We start from the raw sequence: 26,065 nt of genomic DNA on the forward strand, positions 1-26,065 counted from the left end.
CCAACCTCCAATCAAACGATATTGATAATCATTATCAATTAACTTCAGTATACAATGTCCGCAATCGCCTGTAAAGGTGAAAACAGTCCTATTCTTTCGCCAATTTACAAACATTCAACAAATCGACAAAAAGTTTCCCGGGCAATAATTTGCTGTCGAAATATTCCGCTTCATTGAACGCGTCCTGCTATTTTTCATGTTTTGAACCATACTATGTAATAGAATGGAGGCTGGTATTCAATGGAGCGGACAGAAAATCTGAAAAAGGGAGAAAAAGGGGCGCTCCTCAATATTTTTGCATATGTCATCCTTGCTGTTGTAAAGCTAGTCATCGGGATTCTATATCATTCTGAAGCGCTGAGAGCAGACGGGTTAAATAATGGAACAGATATTGTTGCGTCAGTAGCAGTGCTGATAGGATTGCGGATTTCTCAAAGACCGGCTGACAGCGATCATCCATACGGCCATTATCGGGCTGAAACAATTTCGTCTCTTGTTGCGTCTTTTATTATGATGGCAGTCGGCATTGAAGTGTTAATCGGCGGAGGAAAAGCGATTGCGGGCGGCACAACGGAAACGCCAAATCTTATCGCGGCATGGACGGCGTTAGGCAGTGCTGTGTTTATGTATGGCATCTATTTATATAACAAAAGGCTGGCAGCGTCCATTAAAAGCTCTGCCCTGATGGCAGCGGCAAAGGACAGCAGGTCAGACGCTTTTGTAAGCGCCGGCGCGTTTATCGGTGTTTTTTCGTCCCAGCTGAAGCTGCCGTGGATTGATCCGGTAACGGCTTTTATCATCGGCATCATCATTTGCAAAACAGCGTGGGATATCTTTAAAGACGTTTCACATTCCTTAACAGACGGCTTCCATTTAAAAGATCTTGAGCCTTACAAACAGACCGTCGGCAGGATCGAAAATGTGCATCGCCTAAAGGATGTGAAAGCGAGGTATTTAGGCAGTACAGTTCATATCGAGATGGTGATTACGGTTGATCCGAAGCTTACAGTAGAAGAAGGCCATGGAGTGGCGGATGAAGTAGAAGACAAAATAAAACATGAACACGATGTCACTCATGTTCATGTTCATGTAGAGCCTGACGACATAAAATAAGGCTGTTTAACGAATTAGCTTATATGTTCAGATAAAAATTCAGTCACTTCTTCAGGCGTTTTGGCATTGGCGCTGTGAAGGTGAGCTGTTTTTTCACCGTTCTTGAAAATAAGCAGGCTGGGAATGCCCATTACTTGGTATTTTTCAGCCGGGTCAGGAAGCTCGTCCTTATTCAGCTCATACCAATCGTTTTGGTTGTATTCTTCCAAAATGTCGCCGATGAACATATTCATGCGTGTGCAGTCTGGGCACCAATCAGCATAAAACTTTACAATGATTTCTTTATCTGATTGAATCAGTTCATTAAATTGTTCGTTTGTTGTGATTTTTTTCATATGTCACATCTCCTTTTCAATGCCATTTTAATATAAAATAAAAAGGAATTACATACAAATGCATTCAACATCAGCATGCCCAAAAATAATTAGATCATTTTCCGGTGAAAATGATAAGATAGTAAAGATGAATTGTAGTGGGGGGAGTATCCATTGAAAACAAGTCTAGGATTAGTGTACGGAGGAAAGTCGGCAGAACATAATGTTTCCCTGCAGACGGCTCTGGCTGTAATCAAAGCGCTAAATACTGAGAAGTTTGATATACATCCGATTTATATAACAGAAAAAGGCGAATGGGTAAGAGGCGCCCGTTTAACTGAGCCTGTTTCAAATGTGAAAATGCTTCAATTTGAGCAAGGAGGCAGTGCTTTTTCTCCAGCTGCCTTGAACCAGGAGATGTTTCCGCAGGAAGCGTCACAGCAAAATGAAGCCATCGACGTCGTATTCCCGCTCCTCCACGGACCGAACGGAGAAGACGGTACGATCCAGGGAATGCTCGAGCTGTTGAACATTCCTTATGTCGGCAACGGAGTGCTTGCTTCCTCAGCTGGCATGGATAAAGTTGTCATGAAACATTTATTTGCTCAGGCCGGCCTTGCTCAGGCTAAATACGCAGCTTTCCTTAAGAAAGACTGGACTCGTTCTCCGAAAGAAAGCTGTGAGCAGGTTGAACAGGAATTAGGCTACCCTTGCTTCGTAAAACCGGCGAACCTCGGCTCAAGTGTCGGAATCAGCAAATGCCGAAACCGTGAAGAACTGCAAAAAGCGTTTGAGCTTGCTTTCCAATATGATCGTAAAGTCGTCGTTGAAGAAGGAATTAACGGCCGCGAGATTGAGATCGGCGTTCTTGGAAATGATGATCCTAAATGCTCTGTTGTGGGAGAAATCGCACCGAAGACAGATTTCTACGATTACAAAGCGAAATATGAGGATGGAGATACTGATCTGATGATTCCGGCGATTGTGACTGATGAGGAATACGCAACAATCAGTGATATGGCGATCAAAGCGTTTAAAGCGATCGATGGTTCAGGACTCGTCAGAGCGGACTTTTTCCTGACAGCTGACGGCGACGTTCTGATCAATGAAGTCAACACAATGCCTGGCTTTACACCTTTCAGCATGTTCCCGCTGCTCTGGAAAGAAGCCGGAGTGGAATATGCTGACCTGATTGAACAGCTTGTGGAGCTTGCAAAAGAACGCCACGCTGAAAAACAATTGATTAAGCATACATTCTAATGAAGAAGGACACTGCCGGTAAAAGGGCAGTGTTTTTTCCCGTATATACAAAAGAAAGAGAGGGACCTTACTTGATTAAGCGAACAGTAAAAAACATTGCCGAAATGGTTAATGGCACACTAACAAATCCGCAATATGAACAAACAGTCATTCATGGAGTGGCAACCGATACAAGAAAACTGGAACAACATCAGCTCTTCATTCCGCTGAAAGGGGAACGTTTTGACGGCCACACTTTTGTGGAGCAGGCCTTTGAAGCTGGTGTAGCGGCTGTTCTTTGGGATCGGTCAGTACCAAATCCGCCCGAGAATCACGCCGTCATTTTAGTGGACGATACCCTTACTGCACTTCAGCAGCTTGCAAAAGCCTATTTGCAGGAGCTTGGCACGCGTGTCATCGGAGTAACCGGAAGCAATGGCAAAACGACAACAAAAGATATGATTCACGCCGTACTGGGGACCCAGTACCGTGTCCACAAAACTGGAGGAAACTTCAATAATCATATCGGTTTGCCGCTGACAGTTTTAGCGATGCCTGAAAATACGGAGATCGCCGTATTGGAGATGGGAATGAGCGCCAAAGGAGAAATTGACCTCTTGAGCCGCCTGGCAAACCCGGATGCGGCAGTGATTACGAATATCGGCGAATCGCATATGCAAGACCTCGGCTCTAGAGAGGGCATCGCAGAGGCGAAGCTTGAAATCATTAACGGGCTTAAAGAAGACGGAGTGCTGATTTATATCGGGGACGAACCGCTCCTTCAAAATGCATACAGCTGCCAGACGAAAACGTACGGGACGGGAGCGCATAATGATTATCAGCTTCAGGATGTCAGCCAGAGTGAGGAAGGAACCCATTTTACAATCAAAGGGATAGAAAAAACGTTTTTTATTCCGATACTCGGCAAGCACAATGTGATGAACGCCATGGCTGCAATTGCTGCAGGGGCTTATTTTGGCATCGCGCCTGAGGATGCGGCAAAAGGACTGAGCTGCCTAAAGGTAACCGGGATGAGACTTGAACTCATCAAAACAGACAGCGGCCTTTCGATAATCAATGACGCTTATAATGCGAGCCCGACTTCTATGAAAGCTGCAATTCAATTGACAGAAAGCCTCGAAGGCTACGGCAAAAAAATGCTCGTGCTCGGTGATATGCTTGAACTCGGCGATCTTGAAGAAACGTTCCATAAAGAGTGCGGTGCTGTGATCAGCCCTGAGAAAATTGACCGCGTCTTTACGTACGGAAAACTGGGAGCTTTTATCGCAGAAGGCGCCTTGAAACACTTTGAGAAAGACCGCGTCAGCCATTACACTGAGAAAAAAGATCTCCTCCAAGCTGTGAAGGAAAACGCATCAAAAGGCGATTTGATTTTATTCAAAGCGTCCAGAGGTATGAAGCTTGAAGAAATCGTTAAAGATTTAATAGAGAGCCCGCTTTCATAAGAAAATATTTTGCGAAAAAACGCATATTGCATCATAAAATAACATGATATGCAAACACTAATGTATGCCGGCCGAAAATTATGTATATCTGGCCGGCTGCGGCTATGATACAATATATATAGGTTATTTCGCGATACGAACATATTCGTCCGGACTTTTCATCGTGACCCGAAGTTCTCCGCCGGATTCTTGGGAGCGGATGGAGCAGCAGCCGGCATATTCGAGATGCCGATCTGCTTCTCATCTTATTGAAAAACAAATAGTGTAATGGTAAGATAAAACTTAAAGTAATTCGGGCTTTGTATACGGATGGATCCTGTCCTTCTTGTCTAAAGGGCAGTTTTATAAGTGGTAAATCACGACATTACTGAAACAGCAATTAGAAGGAGTTTGAATAATTTGACTATAACGTTTCAAGATTTTAATTTAAGTTCTGATCTCATGAAAGCAATTAATCGTATGGGATTTGAAGAAGCAACACCGATTCAGGCACAAACGATACCGCTCGGACTTTCAAATAAAGACGTCATTGGACAAGCGCAAACAGGTACAGGTAAAACAGCTGCGTTTGGTATACCCCTTGTTGAAAAAATTAACCCCGAGTCTCCTAATATTCAAGCAATCGTAATCGCGCCAACCCGTGAATTAGCCATTCAAGTATCTGAAGAATTGTATAAAATCGGACAAGATAAACGTGCGAAGGTTCTTCCTATTTACGGCGGACAGGATATTGGACGGCAAATCCGGGCGTTAAAGAAGAATCCGAATATTATTGTCGGAACACCTGGACGTCTTCTTGACCACATCAACCGCCGCACCATTCGTTTAAACAATGTAAATACCGTTGTAATGGATGAAGCGGATGAAATGCTGAACATGGGATTCATTGATGATATTGAATCTATCCTTTCAAACGTGCCAAGCGAGCATCAGACACTTCTGTTCTCTGCCACAATGCCTGCGCCGATCAAACGCATTGCAGAGCGCTTTATGACTGAGCCGGAACACGTAAAAGTAAAAGCGAAAGAAATGACGGTTTCTAACATTCAGCAGTTCTATTTGGAAGTGCAAGAACGCAAAAAATTCGATACACTGACTCGTCTTCTTGACATTCAGTCTCCTGAGCTTGCGATCGTATTCGGACGTACAAAACGCCGTGTCGATGAGCTGGCTGAAGCCCTGAACCTTCGCGGATATGCAGCTGAAGGAATTCACGGTGACTTAACGCAGGCGAAACGTATGGTTGCGCTTCGTAAATTTAAAGAAGGCGCAATCGAAGTTCTAGTCGCAACTGATGTTGCCGCTCGCGGACTTGATATCTCAGGTGTTACACACGTATACAACTTCGACGTGCCTCAAGATCCTGAAAGCTACGTTCACCGTATCGGAAGAACGGGCCGTGCAGGAAAAACAGGTATGGCAATGACGTTCATTACACCGCGTGAGAAAAGCATGCTTCGCGCAATTGAACAAACAACAAAACGCAAAATGGACCGCATGAAGGAGCCTACACTTGATGAAGCGTTAGAAGGCCAGCAACAGGTTACTGTTGAACGTCTTCGCACAACAATCAGTGAAAACAACCTGAACTTCTACATGACAGCGGCAGCTGAGCTGCTTGAAGATCATGATGCAGTAACAGTGGTTGCGGCGGCTATCAAAATGGCTACAAAAGAGCCAGACGACACACCGGTTCGCTTAACAGACGAAGCGCCGATGGTCAGCAAACGCTACAAGAACCAGCGCTCTTCTAAACGCAGAGACGGTCAAGGCGGCGGCTACCGCGGCGGAAAAGGGAAAAGCAACAACCGTTCTTCCTATGACAAAAAGCGTTCAAACGATCGCCGTTCTTCAGGTGACAGACGCCAGAAAAAATCTTACTAATTTGATCGATTCAGAGCCCAAAACATGATGTTTTGGGCTTTTTTATGTTCGCGATTTGTTATTCAGCAAATTTTCAGCTGACGGAAGCCATTTTTCTCTGTATGCTTAAGAATGAAACCTTTCTGTAAAAGAGACGTATAAGTAACGACGAAAAAAAGGGAGGTAGGTATTTTTGAGAGAGCAGCCAAAAAACCAAATCAGTCCAGACGGATTAAAGGTTTGGCGACTTCAAGAGATCATCATATCCGCTGTTTGCTTGCTTATTGTCATTGCAGTTGCAGTGTTAAGCTATTATTTTCATTGGCCGTACTGGATCAGCGGCGTGCTCGGCGCGGTTTGGCTGTTGGGATCGATTGTGACGGTCTTTATCATTCCGAAGGTCCGTCATAAGGTGTGGCGATATGAAGTCCATGAACATGAAATAGATATTCAGTCAGGTATTTTTGTGGTAACACGTGTGATTGTTCCGATGGTCAGAGTTCAGCACGTCGATACGTCACAAGGGCCATTATTAAAAAAATACAACCTGGCAACGGTGAAAATTTCCACGGCCGCGACCGTTCATTCGATCCCCGCTTTAGAGATGGAGGAAGCGGATCGGCTGAGAGACTCCATTTCCCGTCTGGCGAGGGTGACTGATGATGATGTCTGAACCGAAACGCCTGCACCCGGCAGCAGTCATTTTGAATTTATGCCATACCATTATTCAAACGATAAAAAATATCATTCTGCCATTCTTTTTTGTGTATATTGTCAATTCAAACCATACTGTCCGTTTTTACGGAGCCATTGCGCTCGGTGTGCTATTCATCTGGCTTGTAGCGGCAAGCATTATCAAATGGAGAAGGTTTACCTATCGAATTGAAGATGATGAATTTAGAATCGAAGAAGGCTTATTTGTTACGAAAAAGCGATACATATCGATTGATCGGATTCAAACGATGAATACGAGCGCAGGCCTTGTCCAGCAAATCTTTAAGCTTGTGAAGCTGCAAATTGAAACAGCAGGCGGGGGCAAGGAGGCAGAAGCCGTTCTTTCTGCTATTTCTGTTGAAGAAGCGGAACGCATCAAAGAAGCTGTCTTTAAGAAAAAAGCGCAAAGACGAGAAAATGAACTTGATGAAGAACGGCTTGAAGCTGAAGAGGAGTTGGTTCCGGCCGTTGAGGTGCAAGAGCACTATCGCATGAACGCGAAAGAATTGCTCATGGCCGCTTCTACCTCCGGCGGAATCGGAGTCATTATCTCCGCTGTATTTGCACTTATTTCCCAGCTTGATGAAGTGCTGCCAATGGATTGGTTATTTGATAAATTTTCCTTCCTTCAGCACGCCAGCATCGGTATTTATGCGGTACTCATTTTTATCGGTTTATTTATCGCCTGGATTTTCAGCATCGCGGGCATGATGTTTAGATACGCGAACTTTCAAATCATAAAAAAAGAGCAGGAACTGGTGATTTCAAGGGGAATTATTGAAAAACATCAAGTCACGATTCCGCTGCGAAAAATACAAGCCATTAAAATCAAAGAAAATATCATTCGCCAGCTTTTCGGCTTTGTAACGGTGTCCATCGTCAGCGCAGGAGGCGGCGACCGGGAAAAAGAAGAAGGCGCTTTGACCATTCTCTTTCCAATGATTCATAAAAAAAAGCTTCCGCACATGCTCCGAACATTTACGCCGGAATACACGCTGGAAGAAAACTGCCGCCGCCTGCCGCGGCGCGCGTTGAAACGCTATTTGTTCCGTTCTGTCATTTTTTCACTCTTTTTGATCATCCCGTTATGTATCTTCTTTCAGCCATGGGGCTATCTGTCAGTGATCCTGCTGCCGATAGAATTGTTCTTCGGCTATCTCGCGTATAAAGAGGCTGCATGGACGATCAACGGGGACCGTCTTCAGCTGACGTCTAGATTTATAGGCAGAACAACCGCCATTGTACTGAAAAAACGAATGCAGGTCTGCAAGTTCAGCCAATCCTATTTCCAAAAGAAAGGCCGCTTGTATACCATTTCTACTTCGGTGAAATCATCGAGCCATATGGAAGAATTAACGGTGAGGGATGTAGGTGAAGAGGATGCAGCCTTCATTTTAAAGTGGTACTCATATGAAAAAGCGGACGGTTAATACCGCCGCTCCAGCGTGTCGGCAAACCCTCGCATTCGTTGTCAGGACTGCGCTTCGGTGCTCACGAATTAGAACATTCGCTCCGCTCCTATGCTCGTCCTTCCTAGACTTCAAGGGTTTTCAATCACGCTGAAAAGATGACAAAATCCTAAAATGAAAACCATTTTAGGATTTTGTCATCAATCTGAAGCGCGGTTAATACCGCCGCTCTTTTTTTTGCACGCATAAAAACGAAAGAAGAAACCCGCCGCATAGTCCAAACAGATGGGCCATCATGTTAATATTGGAATTGATAAACGACATGAGAACGGCAAATGCGAGCAGTGTGATGATCATTTTGGAATGCTCCTGCCCTATTAGCTCATTGCGAAAAAGAACCATAAACAGGTATACGCCAAATAGCCCGAAAATTGCGCCTGAAGCACCGACATGCACGTAATCAAGCGGCTCTGTAACATAAGTGCCAATATTGCCGATGATGCCGGAGCCGGCGTATACAAGAAGGAAACGCGCTTTTCCCAGCATGCGTTCCAAAGCCGGGGCAAATAAAAAGATGGACATGGAATTAAACAGCAGATGTGTGAAACCGGCGTGCAGCAAAATCGGTGTGATAAACCGCCACCATTCACCGTTTGCGACACCTAGATTATAGCCTGTGACGGTATCCCTCCATAACACGACTGAATGGGCAGGAAGTGAAAAAAACAGCCAGAGAACAGCTTGCAAAGCCAATATAAAGGTGACAACGGGGTAAAGCCTGATAAATGTTTGAAAATTTTCAGTCCGTATAAACATTCCGAGCCCCTTTTCTTCATTTTGGTATATCTATAGTAACACGTTTATGAGACAAACCATTTAAATAGTACGTACGCAAAGGAGGTTATCATACATGATTTACGGCATTGGACTGGACATTACCGAGCTTAAACGGATCGCCTCTATGACTGGGCGCCAGAAAAGGTTTGCCGAGCGGATTTTGACGCGAAGCGAGCTTGACCAATACCATGAGCTTTCAGAGAAAAGAAAAATCGAATTTCTCGCGGGCAGATTCACGGCAAAAGAAGCTTTCTCGAAAGCATTTGGCACCGGCATTGGGAGGCAGCTCAGCTTTCAGGACATTGAAATTAGGAAAGACCAAAATGGCAAGCCCTATATCATTTGCACGAAACTGAGCCAGGCTGCCGTTCACGTATCGATCACTCATACAAAAGAATACGCTGCCGCGCAGGTTGTGATTGAAAGGTTGTCAAGCTAGTCTGCATATTAGGGAAACCCCACTCATATATTTGATAGTGCATTAAGGGAGACAAGTTGTTTGAGGCTTTTATGGTACGCATCTGTTCTGCCTAAACGTGTACCGAGCGTACCGTTAAAGTCAAACAAGCGATTTCTTCCTTTTACATCAATTGAGAAAAAGGGGTTGAAAAAGGTGAGAAAAAGCTTTGTTTTGCTTTTAACGGGACTGCTTGCTGTTCTTATTCTTTCTGCCTGCGGGCAAAAAACACAGCAAGATATTGTGGCCGGGTTAGATGAAAAGGCGAAAGAATACACCTCGTACAAAGCAAAAGCGAAAATGACCATCGAGACAGGGAGTGAGCCTCAAGTATACAATGTGGAAATCTGGCACAAAAAGCCGTCTCTGTACAGGGTTTATTTAGAAAATCCGAAAAAGGACCAAAACCAAGTCATTTTACGAAATGAAAACGGAGTATTCGTTCTCACGCCGTCTTTAAATAAGAGCTTCAGATTTCAAAGCGATTGGCCGAACAACAGCAGCCAGGTTTATCTGTTTGAATCGCTCGTAAAGGATGTTCAAAACGATTCGGATGCAGTTTTCACAGCGAAAGAAAAGAAATACGTATTTGAAACAAAAACAAACTATCAGCATAACAAAATGCTGCCCACGCAAGAAATCACATTTAACAAAAAAGATATGAGCCCGTCATCTGTCAAAGTGATGGATACTGACCGGAAAGTGATGGTCAAAGTAGAATTCAGCAGCTTTGAATTTAATAAACAATTTGATAAAGAATCATTTGACGAAAAGAAAAATATGACCCTTTCTCAAATGGATGTTGCCACAAGCGCAAAGCCTTCCGATACATTCGCGGTCAAAACGCCGCTGGAACTGCCGCTTGGCGTCAAGCTGCTTGAAGAAAAAGATATATCTACTGAAGACGGGAAGCGCATCATCATGACGTACGGAGGAGAAAAGTCATTTACGTTAATTCAGGAAAAAGCCCAGATTGCCAAGGCTTCCTCCTCCGTTACGCTGAACGGCGAACCGGTAAATCTCGGCTACACCATCGGCGCCTTGTCGGATGCATCATTGTCATGGACATATGAAGGTGTAGATTACCTTCTCTCTTCTAAAGATCTTTCTAAAGAGGAAATGGTGACAGTAGCGAAAAGCATGCAGGGACAATCATCGAAATAACAACAAAGGCCAAACATGATTTGGCCTTTTTTTCGTTAGACATCGTTTCCCTTTAGCCTTTAATTTTAGTATGATATGTAAATGATATTGAATAAAAGCTAGGAAGTGTCGTAATGAGCACAAAACCTTTTTACAGAGATACGTGGGCGGAAATTGACTTGTCCGCGATAAAGGAAAATGTCAGCAATATGAAAAAACATATCGGTGAACATGTCCACCTGATGGCAGTTGTGAAAGCAAACGCCTACGGGCATGGTGATGCAGAAACAGCAAAGGCTGCTCTTGACGCAGGTGCTTCATGCTTGGCCGTGGCCATTTTGGATGAAGCGATTTCACTGCGCAAAAAGGGATTGAAGGCGCCTATATTGGTGCTTGGCGCGGTTCCCCCAGAGTATGTGGCAATCGCTGCTGAGTATGACGTGACCTTAACAGGTTATTCTGTTGAATGGCTTCAGGAGGCAGCCCGCCACACAAAAAAAGGTTCTCTTCATTTTCATCTGAAGGTCGATACAGGGATGAACAGGCTTGGTGTAAAAACAGAGGAAGAAGTTCAGAACGTGATGGCCATTCTTGACCGCAACCCTCGTTTAAAGTGCAAAGGGGTATTTACCCATTTTGCGACAGCGGATGAAAAAGAAAGAGGCTATTTCTTAATGCAGTTTGAGCGTTTTAAAGAGCTGATTGCTCCGCTGCCGTTAAAGAATCTGATGGTCCACTGCGCGAACAGCGCCGCCGGACTCCGGCTGAAAAAAGGCTTTTTTAATGCAGTCAGATTCGGCATCGGCATGTATGGCCTTCGCCCGTCTGCTGACATTTCGGACGAGATACCGTTTCAGCTGCGTCCGGCATTTACCCTGCATTCGACGCTGTCGCATGTCAAACTGATCAGAAAAGGCGAGAGCGTCAGCTACGGAGCCGAGTACACAGCGGAAAAAGACACATGGATCGGGACGGTGCCTGTAGGCTATGCGGACGGCTGGCTCCGAAAATTGAAAGGGACTGACATCCTTGTGAAGGGAAAACGCTTGAAAATTGCCGGCCGAATTTGCATGGACCAATTTATGGTGGAGCTGGATCAGGAATATCCGCCGGGCACAAAAGTCACATTAATAGGCCGGCAGGGGGATGAATATATTTCCATGGATGAGATTGCAGGAAGGCTCGAAACCATTAACTATGAGGTGGCCTGTACAATAAGTTCCCGTGTTCCCCGTATGTTTTTGGAAAATGGGAGTATAATGGAAGTAAGAAATCCTTTATTGCAGGTAAATACAAGCAATTAACTTACCTAAATGGAGAATTCATAAAACAGCTTTGCTTGAAGAGTGAATAATGGTATCATTATCACTGGATGGATAAAAGAGTCGTATCCGTAAGTTTGGTGGAGGTGTATGTTTTTTGTCTGAATCCAGCGCAAGAACCGAAATGAAAATCAGCTTGCCCGAAAACCTAGTAGCTGAATTGGATGGTGTAGCGATGCGGGAGAAACGAAGCAGAAACGAACTGATATCACAAGCAGTGAGAGCGTATGTCAGCGAACGAACAACTCGTCACAACCGTGATTTGATGAGACGCGGCTATATGGAAATGGCGAAAATCAACCTGAATATTTCTTCTGAGGCTCACTTTGCGGAGTGCGAGGCTGAAACGACAGTTGAGCGCTTAGTCAGCGGAGGATAATCATTTGATTGTGAAACGCGGCGATGTTTATTTTGCTGATTTATCTCCTGTTGTTGGCTCAGAGCAAGGCGGGGTGCGCCCGGTTTTAGTGATCCAAAATGACATCGGAAATCGCTTCAGCCCAACTGCTATTGTTGCAGCCATAACAGCACAAATACAGAAAGCGAAATTACCAACCCACGTCGAAATCGATGCAAAACGCTACGGTTTTGAAAGAGATTCCGTTATTTTGCTGGAGCAAATTCGGACGATTGACAAGCAAAGGTTAACGGATAAGATTACTCATCTGGATGATGAAATGATGGATAAGGTTGATGAAGCCTTACAAATCAGTTTGGCACTCATTGATTTTTAGACATATTTGCAGGTTGCTCAAATAGAGCAACTTTTTTTGTTTTCAAAAAACATAAACGATATAATAGTGAAATAACGAAAAAAATATGTTGTTTTTTATTGGGAGGTAAGCGAATTTGATGTCGAATCAGACTGTATACCAGTTCATTGCCGAAAATCAAAATGAACTGCTCCAACTGTGGACTGACACACTAAAAGAATTAAGCGAGCAAGAATCCTATCAGCTGACTGACCAAGTGTATGAAAATATATCTAAAGAATATATCGACATTCTGCTGCTGTCTGTTAAGGACGAAAACGCTGCTGAAAGCCAAATCAGCGAACTGGCGCTTCGAGCGGTCCAAATCGGACTGTCTATGAAGTTTTTGGCTACTGCGCTTGCTGAATTCTGGAAGCGTCTCTACACGAAAATGAATGATAAGAGATTGCCAGATCAAGAGAGCACGGAATTAATCTGGCAGATTGACCGCTTTTTCAGCCCGATTAACACAGAAATTTTTAATCAATACTCAATCTCATGGGAAAAAACAGTATCCCTGCAAAAAATCGCGCTGCAAGAGCTGTCTGCGCCGCTTATCCCGGTGTTTGAAAATATCACTGTGATGCCTCTTGTCGGAACAATTGATACCGAACGCGCGAAACGAATTATGGAAAACCTTCTTAATGGCGTCGTCAAACACCGTTCCCAAGTCGTGCTGATTGACATTACAGGTGTCCCTGTCGTCGATACGATGGTTGCCCATCATATTATTCAGGCATCAGAAGCTGTAAGGCTTGTCGGAGCAAAATGCCTGCTGGCCGGAATCCGTCCGGAAATTGCTCAAACAATCGTCAACCTGGGGATTGATTTATCCCAAGTTATAACTAAGAATACCCTGCAAAAAGGAATTCAAACAGCATTGGAAATGACGGATCGAAAAATCGTTTCATTGGGGGAATAACATTTTGAGACATCCGAAAATCCCGATCTTGAAACTGTATAATTGCTTATTAGTATCCATTCAATGGGAACTTGATGACCAGACAGCTTTAACTTTTCAAGAAGACTTATTAAATAAAATATACGAAACAGGTGCTAACGGAGTCGTCATTGACCTGACATCTGTGGATATGATTGATTCATTTATCGCGAAAGTGCTGGGCGACGTCATTACAATGTCTAAGTTAATGGGGGCTAAAGTCGTCTTGACCGGCATTCAGCCCGCTGTGGCAGTGACGCTGATTGAACTTGGAATCGCACTTGAGGAAATCGAAACTGCGCTCGACTTAGAGCAGGGGCTTGAGACATTGAAGCGGGAATTGGGGGAATAGCGAATGAACGACCAATCCTGTGTAAGAATCATGACAGAATGGGATATTGTGGCCGCCAGACAGCTGGGACGAAACGTTGCGAAAGAACTGGGTTTCGGCACGGTAGACCAGGCTAGAATTACAACAGCTATTTCAGAATTAGCCAGGAATATTTATTTATATGCCGGCAAAGGGCAGATTGGAATTGAACAGGTCGCAGACAGAGGAAAAAAAGGCCTGAAAATTATAGCGGAAGACCAAGGGCCGGGAATTCCTGATATCCGAAAAGTCATGGAAGACGGGTTTTCAACGTCTGGAGGACTTGGTGCGGGACTTCCCGGGGTCAAAAGGCTGATGGATGAATTCAGCTTAAATTCCGTATCGGGGGAAGGAACAGAGATACAAGCCATCAAATGGCTTCGGTAGGAGGTAAGAACGTGGATTTTAGGGAGGTTATTGAGCAGCGGTATCATCAGCTGCTTAGTCGATATATAGCCGAATTAACAGAAACATCTTTATATCAAGCCCAAAAATTCAGCCGAAAAACAATCGAACACCAAATTCCTCCGGAAGAAATCATCAGCATTCACAGAAAAGTGCTGAAGGAGCTGTATCCAAGTCTCCCGGAAGATGTGTTTCATTCGCTGGATTTTTTAATTGAAGTCATGATTGGCTATGGAATGGCTTATCAGGAGCATCAAACCCTTAGAGGGATACAGCAGGAAATCAAATCAGAAATTGAAATCGCGGCAAATGTCCAGCAGACGCTTCTCGGAACTAAAGTTCCTCAGGAGGAAGCGCTGGATATCGGCGCCATCAGTGTTCCCGCTAAACAGATGAGCGGTGATTACTACCACTTTGTCAAAGACAAGGAATCCATCAATATCGCAATCGCGGACGTGATCGGAAAAGGCATTCCAGCGGCTTTATGCATGTCCATGATTAAATACGCAATGGACTCTTTGCCGGAAACAGGCATACACCCTTCTCAAGTGCTGAAAAATTTGAATCGTGTTGTTGAACAAAACGTTGATGCCAGTATGTTTATTACGATGTTTTATGCGAATTACAATATGGACAAGCATCAATTTACATATGCTTCAGCGGGACATGAACCGGGATTCTATTATTCTCAAAAAGACAACACGTTTTACGATTTAGAGGCCAAAGGACTCGTTCTCGGCATCTCACAGGACTATGACTACAAACAATTCGATCAGCATCTGGAAAAGGGCGATATGATTGTTTTATTTTCTGACGGCGTCACAGAATGCAGAACGGAAAACGGTTTCTTGGAGCGTCCTGATCTGCAGAAGCTCATTGAGGAACATATGTGTTCCTCCGCGCAGGAAATGGTCAAAAACATTTATGACAGCCTCCTCAAATTGCAGGATTTTCAGCTTCACGATGATTTTACGTTAATTGTTTTGCGGAGAAAGGTTTAACGTCTGTCAGACGAGGGTATAAAGCAACTAGTGATTTGAAGGAAAATTTGAGGTGATACGAATGAATATAAATGTTGATGTGAAGCAAAACGAGAATGATATACAAGTAAACATTGCAGGAGAAATTGATGTATACTCAGCACCGGTGCTCAGAGAGAAGCTCGTTCCTCTGGCAGAACAAGGAGCTGACTTAAGAATTTGCCTGAAAGATGTCAGCTACATGGACAGTACCGGATTGGGCGTTTTTGTAGGGACCTTTAAAATGGTGAAAAAACAAGGCGGTTCGCTGAAACTTGAAAATCTTTCTGACCGGCTGATCCGACTGTTTGACATTACAGGCTTGAAGGACATCATTGATATTTCTGCAAAGTCAGAAGGTGGAGTGCAATGAAGAATAATGTTGATTACATCGAAATGAAAGTGCCGGCCCAACCTGAATATGTTGGAATTATAAGACTGACGCTGTCAGGGATCGCAAGCAGAATGGGCTATACGTACGATGAAATTGAAGATTTGAAAATCGCAGTCAGCGAGGCGTGCACAAATGCGGTTCAGCACGCTTACAAAGAGGATAAAAATGGGGAAGTGTCAATACGATTCGGTGTGTTTGAAGACCGTTTAGAGGTTATTGTGGCGGATGAAGGAGACAGCTTTGACTTTGATCAAAAGCAGCAGGATCTAGGGCCGTACACACCTTCGCACACAGTTGATCAATTATCAGAAGGAGGGCTCGGTCTATATTTAATGGAAACGCTCATGGATGAAGTCAGAGTGCAAAACCACTCCGGCGTCACCGTAGCGATGACAAAGTATTTAAATGGGGAGCGAGTTGATCATGACACAACCATCAAAAACTACGAAACTAACTAAAGATGAAGTCGATCGGCTCATAAGCGATTACCAAACAAAGCAAGATGAACAGGCGCAGGAAACGCTTGTGCGGGTGTATACAAATCTGGTTGACATGCTTGCGAAAAAATATTCAAAAGGCAAAAGCTTCCACGAGGATCTCCGCCAGGTCGGCATGATCGGGCTGCTAGGCGCGATTAAGCGATACGATCCTGTTGTCGGCAAATCGTTTGAAGCTTTTGCAATTCCGACAATCATCGGTGAAATTAAACGTTTCCTCAGAGATAAAACATGGAGCGTTCATGTGCCGAGACGAATTAAAGAACTGGGTCCAAGAATCAAAATGGCGGTTGATCAGCTGACCACTGAAACACAAAGATCGCCGAAAGTCGAAGAGATTGCCGAATTCCTCGATGTTTCTGAAGAAGAGGTTCTTGAAACGATGGAAATGGGCAAAAGCTATCAAGCCTTATCCGTTGACCACAGCATTGAAGCGGATTCGGACGGAAGCACCGTCACGATTCTTGATATCGTCGGATCACAGGAGGACGGATATGAGCGGGTCAACCAGCAATTGATGCTGCAAAGCGTGCTTCATGTCCTTTCAGATCGTGAAAAACAAATCATAGACCTTACGTATATTCAAAACAAAAGCCAAAAAGAAACTGGGGACATTCTCGGTATATCTCAAATGCACGTCTCGCGCTTGCAACGCAAAGCTGTGAAGAAGCTCAGAGAGGCCTTGATTGAAGATCCCTCGATGGAGTTAATGTAATGATCCAGGTTGAAGAAAACGAGCATATTCAAACTCTAGTATATCAACTGAATAAAGAAGGGAAATCGATTTGCGGTGACAGCTTTTTTATGAAAGCTGATGATAAGGAGTTAATTTGCGCGGTTGCTGACGGACTGGGAAGTGGATCACTTGCTAACGAATCCTCTGCAGCCATCAAAGACTTAGTGGAAAACTATGCGAGTGAAGACGTAGAAAGCATTATCGAACGCTGTAATCAGGCGATGAAAAACAAAAGAGGCGCTACAGCATCTATCCTGAAAATCAATTTTGAGCAAAGGCAGTTTACGTACTGCTCTGTCGGAAATGTACGGTTTATTCTGCATTCCCCGTCTGGTGAAAGCTTTTATCCTCTGCCGATTTCGGGCTATTTATCAGGCAAGCCGCAAAAATACAAAACGCACACCGCCACCTATGAAAAGGGTTCAAAGTTCATTATACATACAGATGGACTCAACGTACCTGATATCCGCTCCCACTTGAAAAAAGGCCAATCGGTAGAAGAAATATCGAATTCGCTGAAAATGTATACGACATCGAGAAAAGATGACCTGACCTATATTCTCGGACAGCTGTCCTAAGAGAATAAGAACAAGAAGAAGCTGAAATACCGGCTTCTTTTTTTTGCGGTTGACTATTAATAAGTGCGCTTATTATAATTAATAAGAAGCTTTACTGCGATCGGCAAAGTAAAAAAAGGATTTATCGAAAGAAGCAAAAATCCCCAGGATAAAAGAGAGGTCCTCCTGTCTCTTACAGAAATAGGAGGAGAAAAAGTAACAGCGGCTTTGCCAATTGTTGAGAAGATTGATCAAGCCTTCTTTGCAGCTGCGATGAAAAAAGAGAATTTTCTGAGCGGCTTACAGGAACTATTGAAACATGAGTAAAGATACGGGCAGCGCCAGCTGTCTTTTTTTATGTGTTTTTTTCGGTTTTTGATACACTAGAGAAAGAACGACAAAATTGGAGGCTTTGGTTACATGGAAACGTCAGCCCTTTTAAAACAGCAAATTGCGAAAGAAATAGGTTTATCACAAAAACACGTTGAAAGTGTCATCCGCCTGCTTGAGGACGGCAATACAGTCCCGTTTATTGCCCGGTATCGAAAAGAGCAGACGGGTTCAATGGATGAGGTTCAGATTCAGACGATTTCTGAACGCTGGCAATACATACAAAACCTGAATCAGCGAAAAGAAGAAGTCATCAGGCTGATCGCAGAGCAGGATAAACTGACAGATGATCTAAAACGTAAAATCGAGCAATCGGTGAAGCTTCAGGAAGTGGAAGACCTTTACCGCCCTTATAAACAAAAACGTAAAACAAAGGCGACAGTCGCCAAAAGCAAAGGCCTTGAGCCGCTTGCCGACTATATCCTGACACTTCCCCAAGATGATCGTCTTGCAGCAACAGCAGACCAATACATCAGCGAAGAAAAAGAAGTGTTCACACGAGAAGAAGCGATTGAAGGCGCCAAGCACATTATTGCGGAACAAATCTCAGACGAGCCGACCTTCAGAAAGTGGATTCGCCAGGAAACCTTCAAAAGAGGAACCATTAAGTCTGCAGCAGGAAAGTCGGCAGACACCGATGAGAAAAATGTGTATGAAATGTATTACGAGTATGAAGAGCCAATTGCAAAAGTCGTTCCGCATAGGGTGCTGGCAATGAACCGCGGCGAAAAAGAAGACATTTTAAAAGTAGCGATCGAACCGCCTGCGGATCACATTAAGGCGTATTTAGAAAAACAAATCATCAAAAATCGCTCAACATCCGTAAGAGAGATTTTGCAGGAGACAATTGAAGACAGCTATAAAAGGCTGATCCAGCCGGCAATCGAGCGTGAAATCAGGAAAGAGCTCTCAGAAAAAGCTGATGAACAGGCGATTCATATTTTCTCAGAGAACTTGAGAAAGCTTCTTTTGCAGCCGCCGATGAAAGGCAAAACCGTTCTCGGTGTTGACCCAGCCTTTCGAACCGGCTGTAAGCTCGCTGTGTCAGATGAGACTGGAAAAGTCTTGAAAATTGATGTGATCTATCCGCATGCGCCAGTCAACAAAACAAAAGAAGCCCATGAAAAAGTGAAAAAGATTCTTGAGCAGTATCAAGTCGAGATGGTGGCGATCGGAAACGGCACAGCATCCAGAGAAACAGAGCAATTCATCGTCAATGTACTCAGAGACATGCCGCGCAAAATTTATTATGTGATCGTCAATGAAGCGGGAGCAAGCGTCTATTCGGCTTCAGAGCTTGCCAGAGAAGAATTCCCTGACCTTAAGGTTGAAGAGCGCAGTGCCGTATCTATTGCTCGGAGACTTCAAGACCCGCTCGCGGAGCTCGTTAAGATCGATCCGAAGTCTGTTGGTGTCGGACAGTATCAGCATGACGTCAGCCAAAAACGCTTAAATGAATCTCTGCGGTTTGTCGTCGAAACTGTCGTAAACCAGGTGGGAGTAAACGTCAACACAGCCTCCGCCGCGCTGCTTCAGTATGTAGCGGGATTATCGAAGTCTGTAGCAGGCAACGTTGTCAAAAAACGTGAGGAAATCGGAAAGTTTTCAAATCGAAAAGAACTGAAGGACATCCCAAGGTTAGGTGCGAAAACCTACGAGCAATGTATCGGTTTCTTAAGAGTGCAGGAAGGGACAGAGCCTTTGGATAGAACAGGCATCCACCCGGAAAGCTATAAAGAAACAAAAGCACTTTTGAAAAAACTCGGACTTTCAACAGAACATATCGGCACGGCGGAATTGAAGGACAAAATCAATCAGCTGGCGCTCTCTGAAACGGCAAAAGAGCTGGGAATCGGCGAAATCACTCTGAAAGACATTTGTGAACAGCTGACAAGGCCGGAACGCGATCCACGCGATGAGGTGCCTAAGCCTTTGCTGAAAACAGACGTCCTTCAGCTGGAAGATTTGAAAGAGGGAATGGAACTGCAGGGCACCGTGCGCAATGTAGTGGACTTCGGAGCGTTTGTTGATATCGGAGTCAAACAAGACGGGCTTGTGCATATCTCAAAATTGAGCAATCAATTCGTCAAGCATCCTCTTGATGTCGTATCTGTCGGCGATATTGTGACAGTTTGGGTTGACGGCGTAGATGTACAAAAAGGCAGAGTATCGCTGTCTATGGTAAAATAAAAGCACTGCTTACGAGCAGTGTTTTTTCCTATAGAAATACCAGCATTGATTCAGCAGTTTAATTTGGTAATTATCTTTTTCAAGGAACGCTTTTTGCATCTGCTTTTTAAGCCAATTTGGCATAGGCTCATTCCTCCTCAGCTTTTATCATAAGAGGGACGGTGATTACCATATTGTATGCGAACGGTGAATTGTCCCGTTCAATGTTTTTTAAGTGAGGTGCACTATGGATAATATAGAGCTTCAAAAGCTGACAGAGGATATTTCTAAAACGTATTTTAAAAAGCCGTTCCGCCATCAGGCGCTTTTTAATGACAGGCTTAAAACCACTGGCGGCAGGTACCTGTTAACCTCCCATAACATTGAATTGAACAGAAAATATCTGATTGAACACGGCAGGGAGGAGCTGATCGGCATTATCAAGCACGAGCTCTGCCATTATCACCTCCACCTTGAAGGAAAAGGGTACAAGCACAGAGACAGAGATTTTAGAATGCTTTTGCAGCAGGTCAACGCGCCGAGGTTCTGTACACCCCTTAAGAAAAAAGCGGAAAACAAAAAAACTTATATGTATATCTGTACGGCCTGCGGCCAACAGTATATAAAGAAGCGCGCCATGAACCCTGACAGATACAGGTGCGGAAAATGCCGCGGGAAAATAAAAAGAATTTTTTCGTGAAAAAGGTTGACGAATATGGCAAGCCTATGTTACATTATAAAAGTCGTTACGAGAGATAAATAAAAATATTTACCTCTTGACACTGTAAATCAAGGCTGATATAATAAGTCTTGTCTCATTATTCCACAGTAGCTCAGTGGTAGAGCTATCGGCTGTTAACCGATCGGTCGCAGGTTCGAATCCTGCCTGTGGAGCCATATTGGAGAAGTACTCAAGTGGCTGAAGAGGCGCCCCTGCTAAGGGTGTAGGTCGCGTAAGCGGCGCGAGGGTTCAAATCCCTCCTTCTCCGCCATAAGATTTCGATATAAGTTCTCAACCATCGGCCCGTTGGTCAAGCGGTTAAGACACCGCCCTTTCACGGCGGTAACACGGGTTCGAATCCCGTACGGGTCATTCCATTTCGTTGGGCTATAGCCAAGCGGTAAGGCAACGGACTTTGACTCCGTCATGCGTTGGTTCGAATCCAGCTAGCCCAGCCATTTTTATTTTTGAAATCTAATAGTAAGAGCCATTAGCTCAGTTGGTAGAGCATCTGACTTTTAATCAGAGGGTCGAAGGTTCGAGTCCTTCATGGCTCACCATTTGTCTTTTTGCGGGTGTGGCGGAATTGGCAGACGCGCTAGACTTAGGATCTAGTGTCTTACGACGTGGGGGTTCGAGTCCCTTCACCCGCACTTTATTTACAAAGTGCACGCAAATCTGTTTTACTAGGTTAAGAGCCTACTAAACCAGCATAACACAATTTAATGATCACGCGGTCGTGGCGGAATGGCAGACGCGCTAGGTTGAGGGCCTAGTGGGTGAATAACCCGTGGAGGTTCAAGTCCTCTCGGCCGCATCAATGATACCAAGGGTTTTGACGCCCTTGGTATTTTTCATTTTTGGATGTCTCCATTTGGGTCTAAAGTATTTTTTACGAGTATGATGAATTAATGACACATTGAATCCCTTAGATTTATGACGTGTTGTTCAAAGTAACTTACTTCAAATATCCTTTTTCTTTAAACCTTCCTTATAAAATAATCCTCTTAAAAATGGAGTGATAACATTTGAAATTTAATTTTGACTTTAATTTACCGTTTAAATTACCATTAGAATCTAATCAGAAGTTTTATAGTAATTATGGTATTGTTGAGTACATATTAAATTTTAATACTTATACTAGAAGTATAGTTGTTGATGATAGTCTTTTTCAAAGCAGTCAAGAATGTACAAGAATAACTGTTGATTATATAATTCCAAAAGATAACTTGCATAATATAAAAGAAGTTGATGAGATACTGAGAACTGTGATTCTCAATACTATTAGTTATTTAAATAAGTTCTTTGATGCCATCAGAGCAAGTTTTAATTTAGAATACGTACATAACATTACTATCGCTGATTTACCACCAATAATAATAATTAAATATGGAGATAAAGATTATATTTATGTAACAAATCCACAGGATTATGCGTACAAAGAATTTGTGTTAGGAGAAGAGGGTTTAAAAAAGTTACAAAATAAAATTAAGATTTATGATGATCACCATGATTTATATCTAGTTGAAAAATTTTTTCATTCTGCGAAATCTCACTTTTATAAGGAACAATTTATTGATGTAATTATTGATTTGCAAACCTCATTTGAGATTTTTATTAGAAATTCTCACAAACTTATATTATTAAAGAATGGAAAAGAAGAGCAGGAACTCTCTAAAGCATCATCAATTGCCTTTCGGAATGTCTTAGAGGATCATTTAGGAAAAAAGTTTTTAAAAACTGACCTAGGTTTTAAAAGTAATCCAATTATTAAAGATTGGTATGACGGACTATATTCAGTTAGGAATGAAATTGTTCATAGTGGAAAAATAGATATAACAGGTGAAATAGCTCTTGAAGCACATAGGGTATATGTTAATGCGAGAAACTACATAAGTAAAGCACTAAAAGAAAACGGTTATTTGAACTATATGGGAGAAGTCGATCTAAGTTTATTTAAAGGGAGTACAAAGGGTAGCATTGATGAAGAAGCTCTTATAAAAAGACTTAAAGAATTAGACATGATTGAATGAATTATTTGAGTGAACAACAATAACGCATGTACTTATGAGATATTTTGTTTATTTTTCTTAATTAATTTTCTGTTGGTTGCATAATAAATGATACCAAGGGTTTTGAATCCCTTGGTATTTTTAATTCTCTTGTTCCTTGAAGATGGCTTTTATCGAAAAAAATCATATGACGATAATTGTTCATTAATCATAAGGAATAATAACTTGTTAAATCATGAATAAGGGCTACAAGCACTCAGAATTTTTTCTTGTTATTCTTCTAGAAGTTCTTTTTTACCCAGTCATCTTTAAACATCTCAAGTTCCTCTAATAAAAACCAAGAAATTTATTTATTACCTACTGTTTACATTAGCCATCTTGGATATCTTAAAGAATAACAGCATTCGCCATTATTTGTTTTGTTGGTATCAAGGCTTAAAACAACTTCAGCTCCATGAGAGTCATAACCGAGTATCATAGTCCCGAACGCGCCTCCTGAACCATACTCAGTTAAAAACCACTTATAACTGTCTGGAAGGGTTACTTTGAGATCTTTTTCTATCTCTTTAATATGTTTGTCAGTGACGCCTCCAGTAAGAATTGAATATTTTTTATTCTCATCAAAGAATTTTTTCACTCTAGAGTAATTCACATTTAGCCTCACATACATTTAATTTTGGTTTGCAATTCATCGATCTTATTAAGTTCATACTCATAATCACAGTTACCTTCTAAAACAAAATTCATAGTTTCAAAGAAACTTTTCGCATTCTTTAAGAGTGATTCAAAAAAATCAAGTTTCGGTAGTAATACTTTTTGTTTTTGGTCAATTTCAAATAACAACATATCATTCGATATTGATTTCATTTTCAATAGAAGGGGTTGATCTGGAAAATAAGTTTCGCTTTTTCCTGTTTCAATAGCTTCTTCAATTAGATTTAAAAAATAAGCCCACAATTGGTCAACCAAGTCCCACATAGTGACATCAAGCAAATCTTGTTCACCATATTTTAAAATAATCGCCCCAGATAAATAGTAAGAGTCTAACTGTGGTTTTATGTTCTTTAGTCCCTCTATATTGCTAAGTGGAACAAAGTAATCGTCAATATTATTTTTTAAGATTGAAAGATCGTTTATCTTCTTATTTGGCCTAAGAATTAATGATTCAATATAAAACATTTTACCTCTCCTATTTTTCCGGATAGAATTGTCCTACTCTTCCTTTTTGAAAGCCAACAACATATTTTTGACCCTCATATGTTCCTCGAATTTGATAACTAAATTTAGTTCCTTTTTTTGTTAACTCTTCACGGTTTTGTTTCATAATTGATTCTATCGCATCTGCAACATCGTTAACAGTCATCTCTTTATTAAGAAAAGATTGTTGAGACTTAATTGAACCATCCCATAAATTAGGATGATGGCGCTCTAAAATATGCTTCATTCCTCGTTTGTCTATGAGGAATGATTGTCCTCCGAAAATGTATTTTCTGCTTTGAAAAGTTTTTAATTCGTTTACAACTTCATACGGTTTAGCTTTCTTTAATCCTTGTACAGTAGACGAGTTCTTAAATATTTCAAGTGCAGAGTTTTTATAATTCTCTCCATCAAGCACGTTAAAAGGAAAAGTCCCTGAACCACCAGCCATTGCGTACTGTTGTTCAAAAACACTTGGTATTTTAACGTATTCTATACCTTTTTTTATTCCTGTTTTTGAAACTTCAAGTGTCTTAAGTGCAGCAACTTTTGAACCGGCTTTTGCAACTTTAGACACTTTATCAATGCCTTTCGGACCAACTATTGCAAGAACAACAGTACTGCCGACATAGGAAACCCATTTTGCTCTGCTGTGGCTATCTCCATTAATCATTTCACGTTGAAATGTGTCTTCTATGTCTTTTGCTATGATCTTATAAGTATCGATTGGATGTAAGGCTGCGTTCACAGTTCCAGAAAGCGATTCAATCGGGTGTCTTGCAAGTTGATAGAGACCCATCACTGTATCTTTACCTGCTTCATACATTCCCACTGCAATACCTTTTCCAATTTCAGCTTTTTGTTGGAGTTCTTCGAGTTGGCGGAAATAAACTTGCTGCTCAGGTTCCAAATTCTCGTATCCTATTTTCTTCGCAATTTTTAAATACTCGTCTGGATCTGTTACCTTTACAAGCTGCTTTTTCAAATCTTTTATCTCACGTTTGTTAGCTTCCTCTTTTTTGATCTTTAAATATGCTTCAGATTGCTTTTCGATATCGCCTTTTTTCTTATGTATATCGCTCTCACGATATGCCTTGGCATTATAGTGAAGGGGTGTAGCATTCTTGCCCTTACCTGTTGATTCCTGTAACTTTTGAAAGTCTGCTTTAATGAATTGTTCGTTAGGTTCAGTTATCGCATATTCAGTTTTTAAGTTTTCATCCACATCGCCTATTTTATCAACAGTCTTTTTCCGTTTGTTTTCGGCAGAAGAGAGTTCATCTTTAAAAGTCTCTGTTGAAAATAAATCAAGTGTAAGAATGTCATCGATATCATTCAGAATATCTTTCATTGCTTTCTTCTGCTCAGACATAATTGATTTTGATTTTTTATATGCGTTTGTTAGTTCATGTTCTAAGAAGGATTCCTCGATATATGCGTCAGATAAGCTGGCATCTTCTAAAACACCGGAGATACTAGTAAGGAAAGCGATCTTCATTTCAATTAAATCAATCCATTGATCAGTGACACCCACATGATCGTGATAAAAAGCTTTAATATTGTTTGCTCCCTTGCCAGAGAACTCACTGTCATCAAGATCGGCAACATCCTTAAATGCTTTTCTTAGCTTAATCATTTGATTTTTCAATTCTTTATAATCTTTTGCTCGGTTTTCAGCTTCAGATAACAAAGACTTAGCTTCAAATACCTTCATTGTCCAATCCTTTCAGTAAGTTTATATCTAAATATTACCATGGAATAGATATGAAGTTTAAGGGGTAGGGAACGAATCTTAGATCATTTAAACATAATGAGAGTTGGAGAAATATGAAGTAAGGGTGTTTTTTTGCTCACCAATTATTAACGTAAAGAGAAGTTAGAAAGTGTAATGAAAATATTCTTACATAATCAGTGATTCTGTATTCTTTTGTTTGCTCTACAACTTCAGCGCCTCAGAGTCATAACCAAGAATCATTGTTCTGTATGCGCCATCAAAACCGTGTTCTTTTAAAAATATAAATTACACTAG

At 42.2% G+C, this 26,065-nt stretch carries 28 protein-coding genes, 7 tRNA genes and 1 pseudogene; 30 read left to right on the forward strand and 6 right to left on the reverse strand.

The window, feature by feature from the left end; translation table 11 throughout:
* Positions 1–240 precede the first annotated feature (240 nt).
* Positions 241–1,113 (forward strand): cation diffusion facilitator family transporter, encoded by an 873-nt coding sequence (locus tag NSU05_RS02560; protein ID WP_339204422.1) that lies wholly within the window; start codon positions 241–243, stop codon positions 1,111–1,113.
* A 14-nt stretch (positions 1,114–1,127) separates the two neighbouring features.
* Here the strand turns inward: NSU05_RS02560 and NSU05_RS02565 are convergent, their stop codons facing one another.
* Positions 1,128–1,448, reverse strand: a complete 321-nt coding sequence (locus NSU05_RS02565; protein ID WP_038428382.1) for a thioredoxin family protein — start codon at positions 1,446–1,448, stop codon at positions 1,128–1,130.
* A 153-nt stretch (positions 1,449–1,601) separates the two neighbouring features.
* On the opposite strand from NSU05_RS02565, the gene NSU05_RS02570 reads away from it, so the two are divergent.
* The 5 genes from NSU05_RS02570 (at position 1,602) to NSU05_RS02590 (ending at position 8,139) form a co-directional block, all read left to right on the forward strand.
* Complete coding sequence (locus tag NSU05_RS02570) at positions 1,602–2,687, forward strand: D-alanine--D-alanine ligase (protein ID WP_038428383.1); 1,086 nt, start codon at positions 1,602–1,604, stop codon at positions 2,685–2,687.
* Positions 2,688–2,758: 71 nt separating this feature from the next.
* A complete protein-coding gene (murF, locus tag NSU05_RS02575) occupies positions 2,759–4,132 on the forward strand; it encodes a UDP-N-acetylmuramoyl-tripeptide--D-alanyl-D-alanine ligase (RefSeq protein WP_038429985.1) in 1,374 nt (457 codons plus the stop codon).
* 399 nt (positions 4,133–4,531) lie between these two features.
* Positions 4,532–6,016 (forward strand): ATP-dependent RNA helicase CshA, encoded by a 1,485-nt coding sequence (cshA, locus tag NSU05_RS02580; protein WP_003246685.1) that lies wholly within the window; start codon positions 4,532–4,534, stop codon positions 6,014–6,016.
* Between the two features lie 172 nt (positions 6,017–6,188).
* Positions 6,189–6,668, forward strand: coding sequence for a PH domain-containing protein (locus NSU05_RS02585; protein WP_003234318.1), 480 nt, complete (start codon positions 6,189–6,191; stop codon positions 6,666–6,668).
* Positions 6,658–8,139 carry a PH domain-containing protein gene (locus tag NSU05_RS02590; protein ID WP_038428384.1) on the forward strand — a complete coding sequence of 494 codons (1,482 nt, stop codon included), beginning with the start codon at positions 6,658–6,660 and terminating at the stop codon, positions 8,137–8,139. The genes NSU05_RS02585 and NSU05_RS02590 overlap by 11 nt, the downstream gene beginning before the upstream one ends.
* 195 nt (positions 8,140–8,334) lie before the next feature.
* Here the strand turns inward: NSU05_RS02590 and NSU05_RS02595 are convergent, their stop codons facing one another.
* Positions 8,335–8,934, reverse strand: coding sequence for a rhomboid family intramembrane serine protease (locus NSU05_RS02595; protein WP_038428385.1), 600 nt, complete (start codon positions 8,932–8,934; stop codon positions 8,335–8,337).
* Positions 8,935–9,028: 94 nt separating this feature from the next.
* On the opposite strand from NSU05_RS02595, the gene acpS reads away from it, so the two are divergent.
* The 15 genes and pseudogenes from acpS (at position 9,029) to NSU05_RS02670 (ending at position 20,127) form a co-directional block, all read left to right on the forward strand.
* Positions 9,029–9,394, forward strand: coding sequence for a holo-ACP synthase (acpS, locus tag NSU05_RS02600; protein ID WP_038428386.1), 366 nt, complete (start codon positions 9,029–9,031; stop codon positions 9,392–9,394).
* A 165-nt stretch (positions 9,395–9,559) separates the two neighbouring features.
* Positions 9,560–10,576: an outer membrane lipoprotein carrier protein LolA gene (locus NSU05_RS02605; RefSeq protein WP_072557167.1), complete on the forward strand. Its 1,017-nt coding sequence runs from the start codon at positions 9,560–9,562 to the stop codon at positions 10,574–10,576.
* A 113-nt stretch (positions 10,577–10,689) separates the two neighbouring features.
* A complete protein-coding gene (gene alr / locus NSU05_RS02610) occupies positions 10,690–11,859 on the forward strand; it encodes an alanine racemase (protein ID WP_015252766.1) in 1,170 nt (389 codons plus the stop codon).
* Between the two features lie 115 nt (positions 11,860–11,974).
* Positions 11,975–12,256, forward strand: a complete 282-nt coding sequence (endB, locus tag NSU05_RS02615) for a type II toxin-antitoxin system antitoxin EndoAI (protein ID WP_003225183.1) — start codon at positions 11,975–11,977, stop codon at positions 12,254–12,256.
* Positions 12,257–12,260: 4 nt separating this feature from the next.
* A complete protein-coding gene (ndoA, locus tag NSU05_RS02620; protein WP_003156187.1) occupies positions 12,261–12,611 on the forward strand; it encodes a type II toxin-antitoxin system endoribonuclease NdoA in 351 nt (116 codons plus the stop codon).
* Positions 12,612–12,726: 115 nt separating this feature from the next.
* Positions 12,727–13,551: an RsbT co-antagonist protein RsbRA gene (gene rsbRA / locus NSU05_RS02625; protein WP_009966610.1), complete on the forward strand. Its 825-nt coding sequence runs from the start codon at positions 12,727–12,729 to the stop codon at positions 13,549–13,551.
* 4 nt (positions 13,552–13,555) lie between these two features.
* On the forward strand, positions 13,556–13,921 hold the full coding sequence (rsbS, locus tag NSU05_RS02630; protein WP_003225190.1) for an RsbT antagonist protein RsbS: 366 nt from the start codon (positions 13,556–13,558) through the stop codon (positions 13,919–13,921).
* Positions 13,922–13,924: 3 nt separating this feature from the next.
* Positions 13,925–14,326, forward strand: a complete 402-nt coding sequence (rsbT, locus tag NSU05_RS02635; protein ID WP_017697001.1) for a serine/threonine-protein kinase RsbT — start codon at positions 13,925–13,927, stop codon at positions 14,324–14,326.
* An 11-nt stretch (positions 14,327–14,337) separates the two neighbouring features.
* Positions 14,338–15,345 carry a phosphoserine phosphatase RsbU gene (rsbU, locus tag NSU05_RS02640; protein WP_003234295.1) on the forward strand — a complete coding sequence of 336 codons (1,008 nt, stop codon included), beginning with the start codon at positions 14,338–14,340 and terminating at the stop codon, positions 15,343–15,345.
* Positions 15,346–15,406: 61 nt separating this feature from the next.
* Positions 15,407–15,736: an anti-sigma factor antagonist RsbV gene (rsbV, locus tag NSU05_RS02645; protein ID WP_014475877.1), complete on the forward strand. Its 330-nt coding sequence runs from the start codon at positions 15,407–15,409 to the stop codon at positions 15,734–15,736.
* Positions 15,733–16,215 (forward strand): anti-sigma B factor RsbW, encoded by a 483-nt coding sequence (gene rsbW / locus NSU05_RS02650; RefSeq protein ID WP_038427419.1) that lies wholly within the window; start codon positions 15,733–15,735, stop codon positions 16,213–16,215. Before rsbV ends, rsbW begins: the two co-directional genes overlap by 4 nt.
* Complete coding sequence (sigB, locus tag NSU05_RS02655; RefSeq protein WP_003246715.1) at positions 16,181–16,969, forward strand: RNA polymerase sigma factor SigB; 789 nt, start codon at positions 16,181–16,183, stop codon at positions 16,967–16,969. The genes rsbW and sigB overlap by 35 nt, the downstream gene beginning before the upstream one ends.
* Positions 16,969–17,568, forward strand: coding sequence for a phosphoserine phosphatase RsbX (gene rsbX, locus NSU05_RS02660; protein WP_003246608.1), 600 nt, complete (start codon positions 16,969–16,971; stop codon positions 17,566–17,568). Before sigB ends, rsbX begins: the two co-directional genes overlap by 1 nt.
* A 111-nt stretch (positions 17,569–17,679) precedes the next feature.
* Positions 17,680–17,874: pseudogene (locus tag NSU05_RS02665) on the forward strand (MarR family transcriptional regulator); the annotation flags it as partial.
* A gap of 93 nt (positions 17,875–17,967) precedes the next feature.
* Positions 17,968–20,127 carry a Tex family protein gene (locus NSU05_RS02670; protein WP_038428387.1) on the forward strand — a complete coding sequence of 720 codons (2,160 nt, stop codon included), beginning with the start codon at positions 17,968–17,970 and terminating at the stop codon, positions 20,125–20,127.
* A 9-nt stretch (positions 20,128–20,136) separates the two neighbouring features.
* Here the strand turns inward: NSU05_RS02670 and cmpA are convergent, their stop codons facing one another.
* Entirely contained in the window at positions 20,137–20,250 is a 114-nt protein-coding gene (cmpA, locus tag NSU05_RS02675) for a cortex morphogenetic protein CmpA (protein WP_003225207.1), read from the reverse strand.
* Positions 20,251–20,353: 103 nt separating this feature from the next.
* On the opposite strand from cmpA, the gene NSU05_RS02680 reads away from it, so the two are divergent.
* The 9 genes from NSU05_RS02680 (at position 20,354) to NSU05_RS02720 (ending at position 22,860) form a co-directional block, all read left to right on the forward strand.
* A complete protein-coding gene (locus tag NSU05_RS02680; protein WP_003234309.1) occupies positions 20,354–20,806 on the forward strand; it encodes a SprT family protein in 453 nt (150 codons plus the stop codon).
* Between the two features lie 122 nt (positions 20,807–20,928).
* Positions 20,929–21,003, forward strand: a tRNA-Asn gene (locus tag NSU05_RS02685).
* Between the two features lie 4 nt (positions 21,004–21,007).
* Positions 21,008–21,098: transfer RNA gene (locus NSU05_RS02690), tRNA-Ser, on the forward strand.
* Positions 21,099–21,127: 29 nt separating this feature from the next.
* Positions 21,128–21,199: transfer RNA gene (locus NSU05_RS02695), tRNA-Glu, on the forward strand.
* Between the two features lie 11 nt (positions 21,200–21,210).
* Positions 21,211–21,285: transfer RNA gene (locus NSU05_RS02700), tRNA-Gln, on the forward strand.
* A gap of 26 nt (positions 21,286–21,311) precedes the next feature.
* Positions 21,312–21,387, forward strand: a tRNA-Lys gene (locus NSU05_RS02705).
* Positions 21,388–21,398: 11 nt separating this feature from the next.
* Positions 21,399–21,480, forward strand: a tRNA-Leu gene (locus NSU05_RS02710).
* Between the two features lie 80 nt (positions 21,481–21,560).
* Positions 21,561–21,644: transfer RNA gene (locus NSU05_RS02715), tRNA-Leu, on the forward strand.
* 211 nt (positions 21,645–21,855) lie between these two features.
* The gene (locus NSU05_RS02720) at positions 21,856–22,860 is read left to right on the forward strand and encodes a hypothetical protein (protein ID WP_038428388.1); all 1,005 of its coding nucleotides are present in this window, start codon (positions 21,856–21,858) and stop codon (positions 22,858–22,860) included.
* Positions 22,861–23,203: 343 nt separating this feature from the next.
* Here NSU05_RS02720 and NSU05_RS02725 read toward each other — a convergent pair whose 3' ends face one another.
* From NSU05_RS02725 to NSU05_RS02735, 3 genes are read right to left on the reverse strand one after another with little or no spacing between them, the layout of a single operon-like run.
* Entirely contained in the window at positions 23,204–23,491 is a 288-nt protein-coding gene (locus NSU05_RS02725; RefSeq protein ID WP_082200919.1) for an SMI1/KNR4 family protein, read from the reverse strand.
* Between the two features lie 8 nt (positions 23,492–23,499).
* A complete protein-coding gene (locus tag NSU05_RS02730; protein ID WP_014478933.1) occupies positions 23,500–24,018 on the reverse strand; it encodes a hypothetical protein in 519 nt (172 codons plus the stop codon).
* A gap of 10 nt (positions 24,019–24,028) precedes the next feature.
* Entirely contained in the window at positions 24,029–25,750 is a 1,722-nt protein-coding gene (locus NSU05_RS02735; RefSeq protein WP_038428389.1) for a T7SS effector LXG polymorphic toxin, read from the reverse strand.
* Positions 25,751–26,065: the final 315 nt, after the last annotated feature.

It is taken from the genome of Bacillus sp. EU52 (assembly GCF_037964975.1).
Classification (GTDB): Bacteria; Bacillota; Bacilli; order Bacillales; family Bacillaceae; genus Bacillus; species Bacillus subtilis.

Bases quoted from the DNA above. Each gene is read 5' to 3' on its own strand.
- NSU05_RS02560 (WP_339204422.1), top strand. From the start codon at position 241: ATGGAGCGGACAGAAAATCTGAAAAAGGGAGAAAAAGGGGCGCTCCTC.
- NSU05_RS02565 (WP_038428382.1), bottom strand. From the start codon at position 1,448: ATGAAAAAAATCACAACAAACGAACAATTTAATGAACTGATTCAATCA.
- NSU05_RS02590 (WP_038428384.1), top strand. From the start codon at position 6,658: ATGATGTCTGAACCGAAACGCCTGCACCCGGCAGCAGTCATTTTGAAT.
- NSU05_RS02595 (WP_038428385.1), bottom strand. From the start codon at position 8,934: ATGTTTATACGGACTGAAAATTTTCAAACATTTATCAGGCTTTACCCC.
- acpS (WP_038428386.1), top strand. From the start codon at position 9,029: ATGATTTACGGCATTGGACTGGACATTACCGAGCTTAAACGGATCGCC.
- alr (WP_015252766.1), top strand. From the start codon at position 10,690: ATGAGCACAAAACCTTTTTACAGAGATACGTGGGCGGAAATTGACTTG.
- rsbT (WP_017697001.1), top strand. From the start codon at position 13,925: ATGAACGACCAATCCTGTGTAAGAATCATGACAGAATGGGATATTGTG.
- rsbV (WP_014475877.1), top strand. From the start codon at position 15,407: ATGAATATAAATGTTGATGTGAAGCAAAACGAGAATGATATACAAGTA.
- rsbW (WP_038427419.1), top strand. From the start codon at position 15,733: ATGAAGAATAATGTTGATTACATCGAAATGAAAGTGCCGGCCCAACCT.
- sigB (WP_003246715.1), top strand. From the start codon at position 16,181: ATGACACAACCATCAAAAACTACGAAACTAACTAAAGATGAAGTCGAT.
- rsbX (WP_003246608.1), top strand. From the start codon at position 16,969: ATGATCCAGGTTGAAGAAAACGAGCATATTCAAACTCTAGTATATCAA.
- NSU05_RS02670 (WP_038428387.1), top strand. From the start codon at position 17,968: ATGGAAACGTCAGCCCTTTTAAAACAGCAAATTGCGAAAGAAATAGGT.
- cmpA (WP_003225207.1), bottom strand. From the start codon at position 20,250: ATGCCAAATTGGCTTAAAAAGCAGATGCAAAAAGCGTTCCTTGAAAAA.
- NSU05_RS02680 (WP_003234309.1), top strand. From the start codon at position 20,354: ATGGATAATATAGAGCTTCAAAAGCTGACAGAGGATATTTCTAAAACG.
- NSU05_RS02730 (WP_014478933.1), bottom strand. From the start codon at position 24,018: ATGTTTTATATTGAATCATTAATTCTTAGGCCAAATAAGAAGATAAAC.
- NSU05_RS02735 (WP_038428389.1), bottom strand. From the start codon at position 25,750: ATGAAGGTATTTGAAGCTAAGTCTTTGTTATCTGAAGCTGAAAACCGA.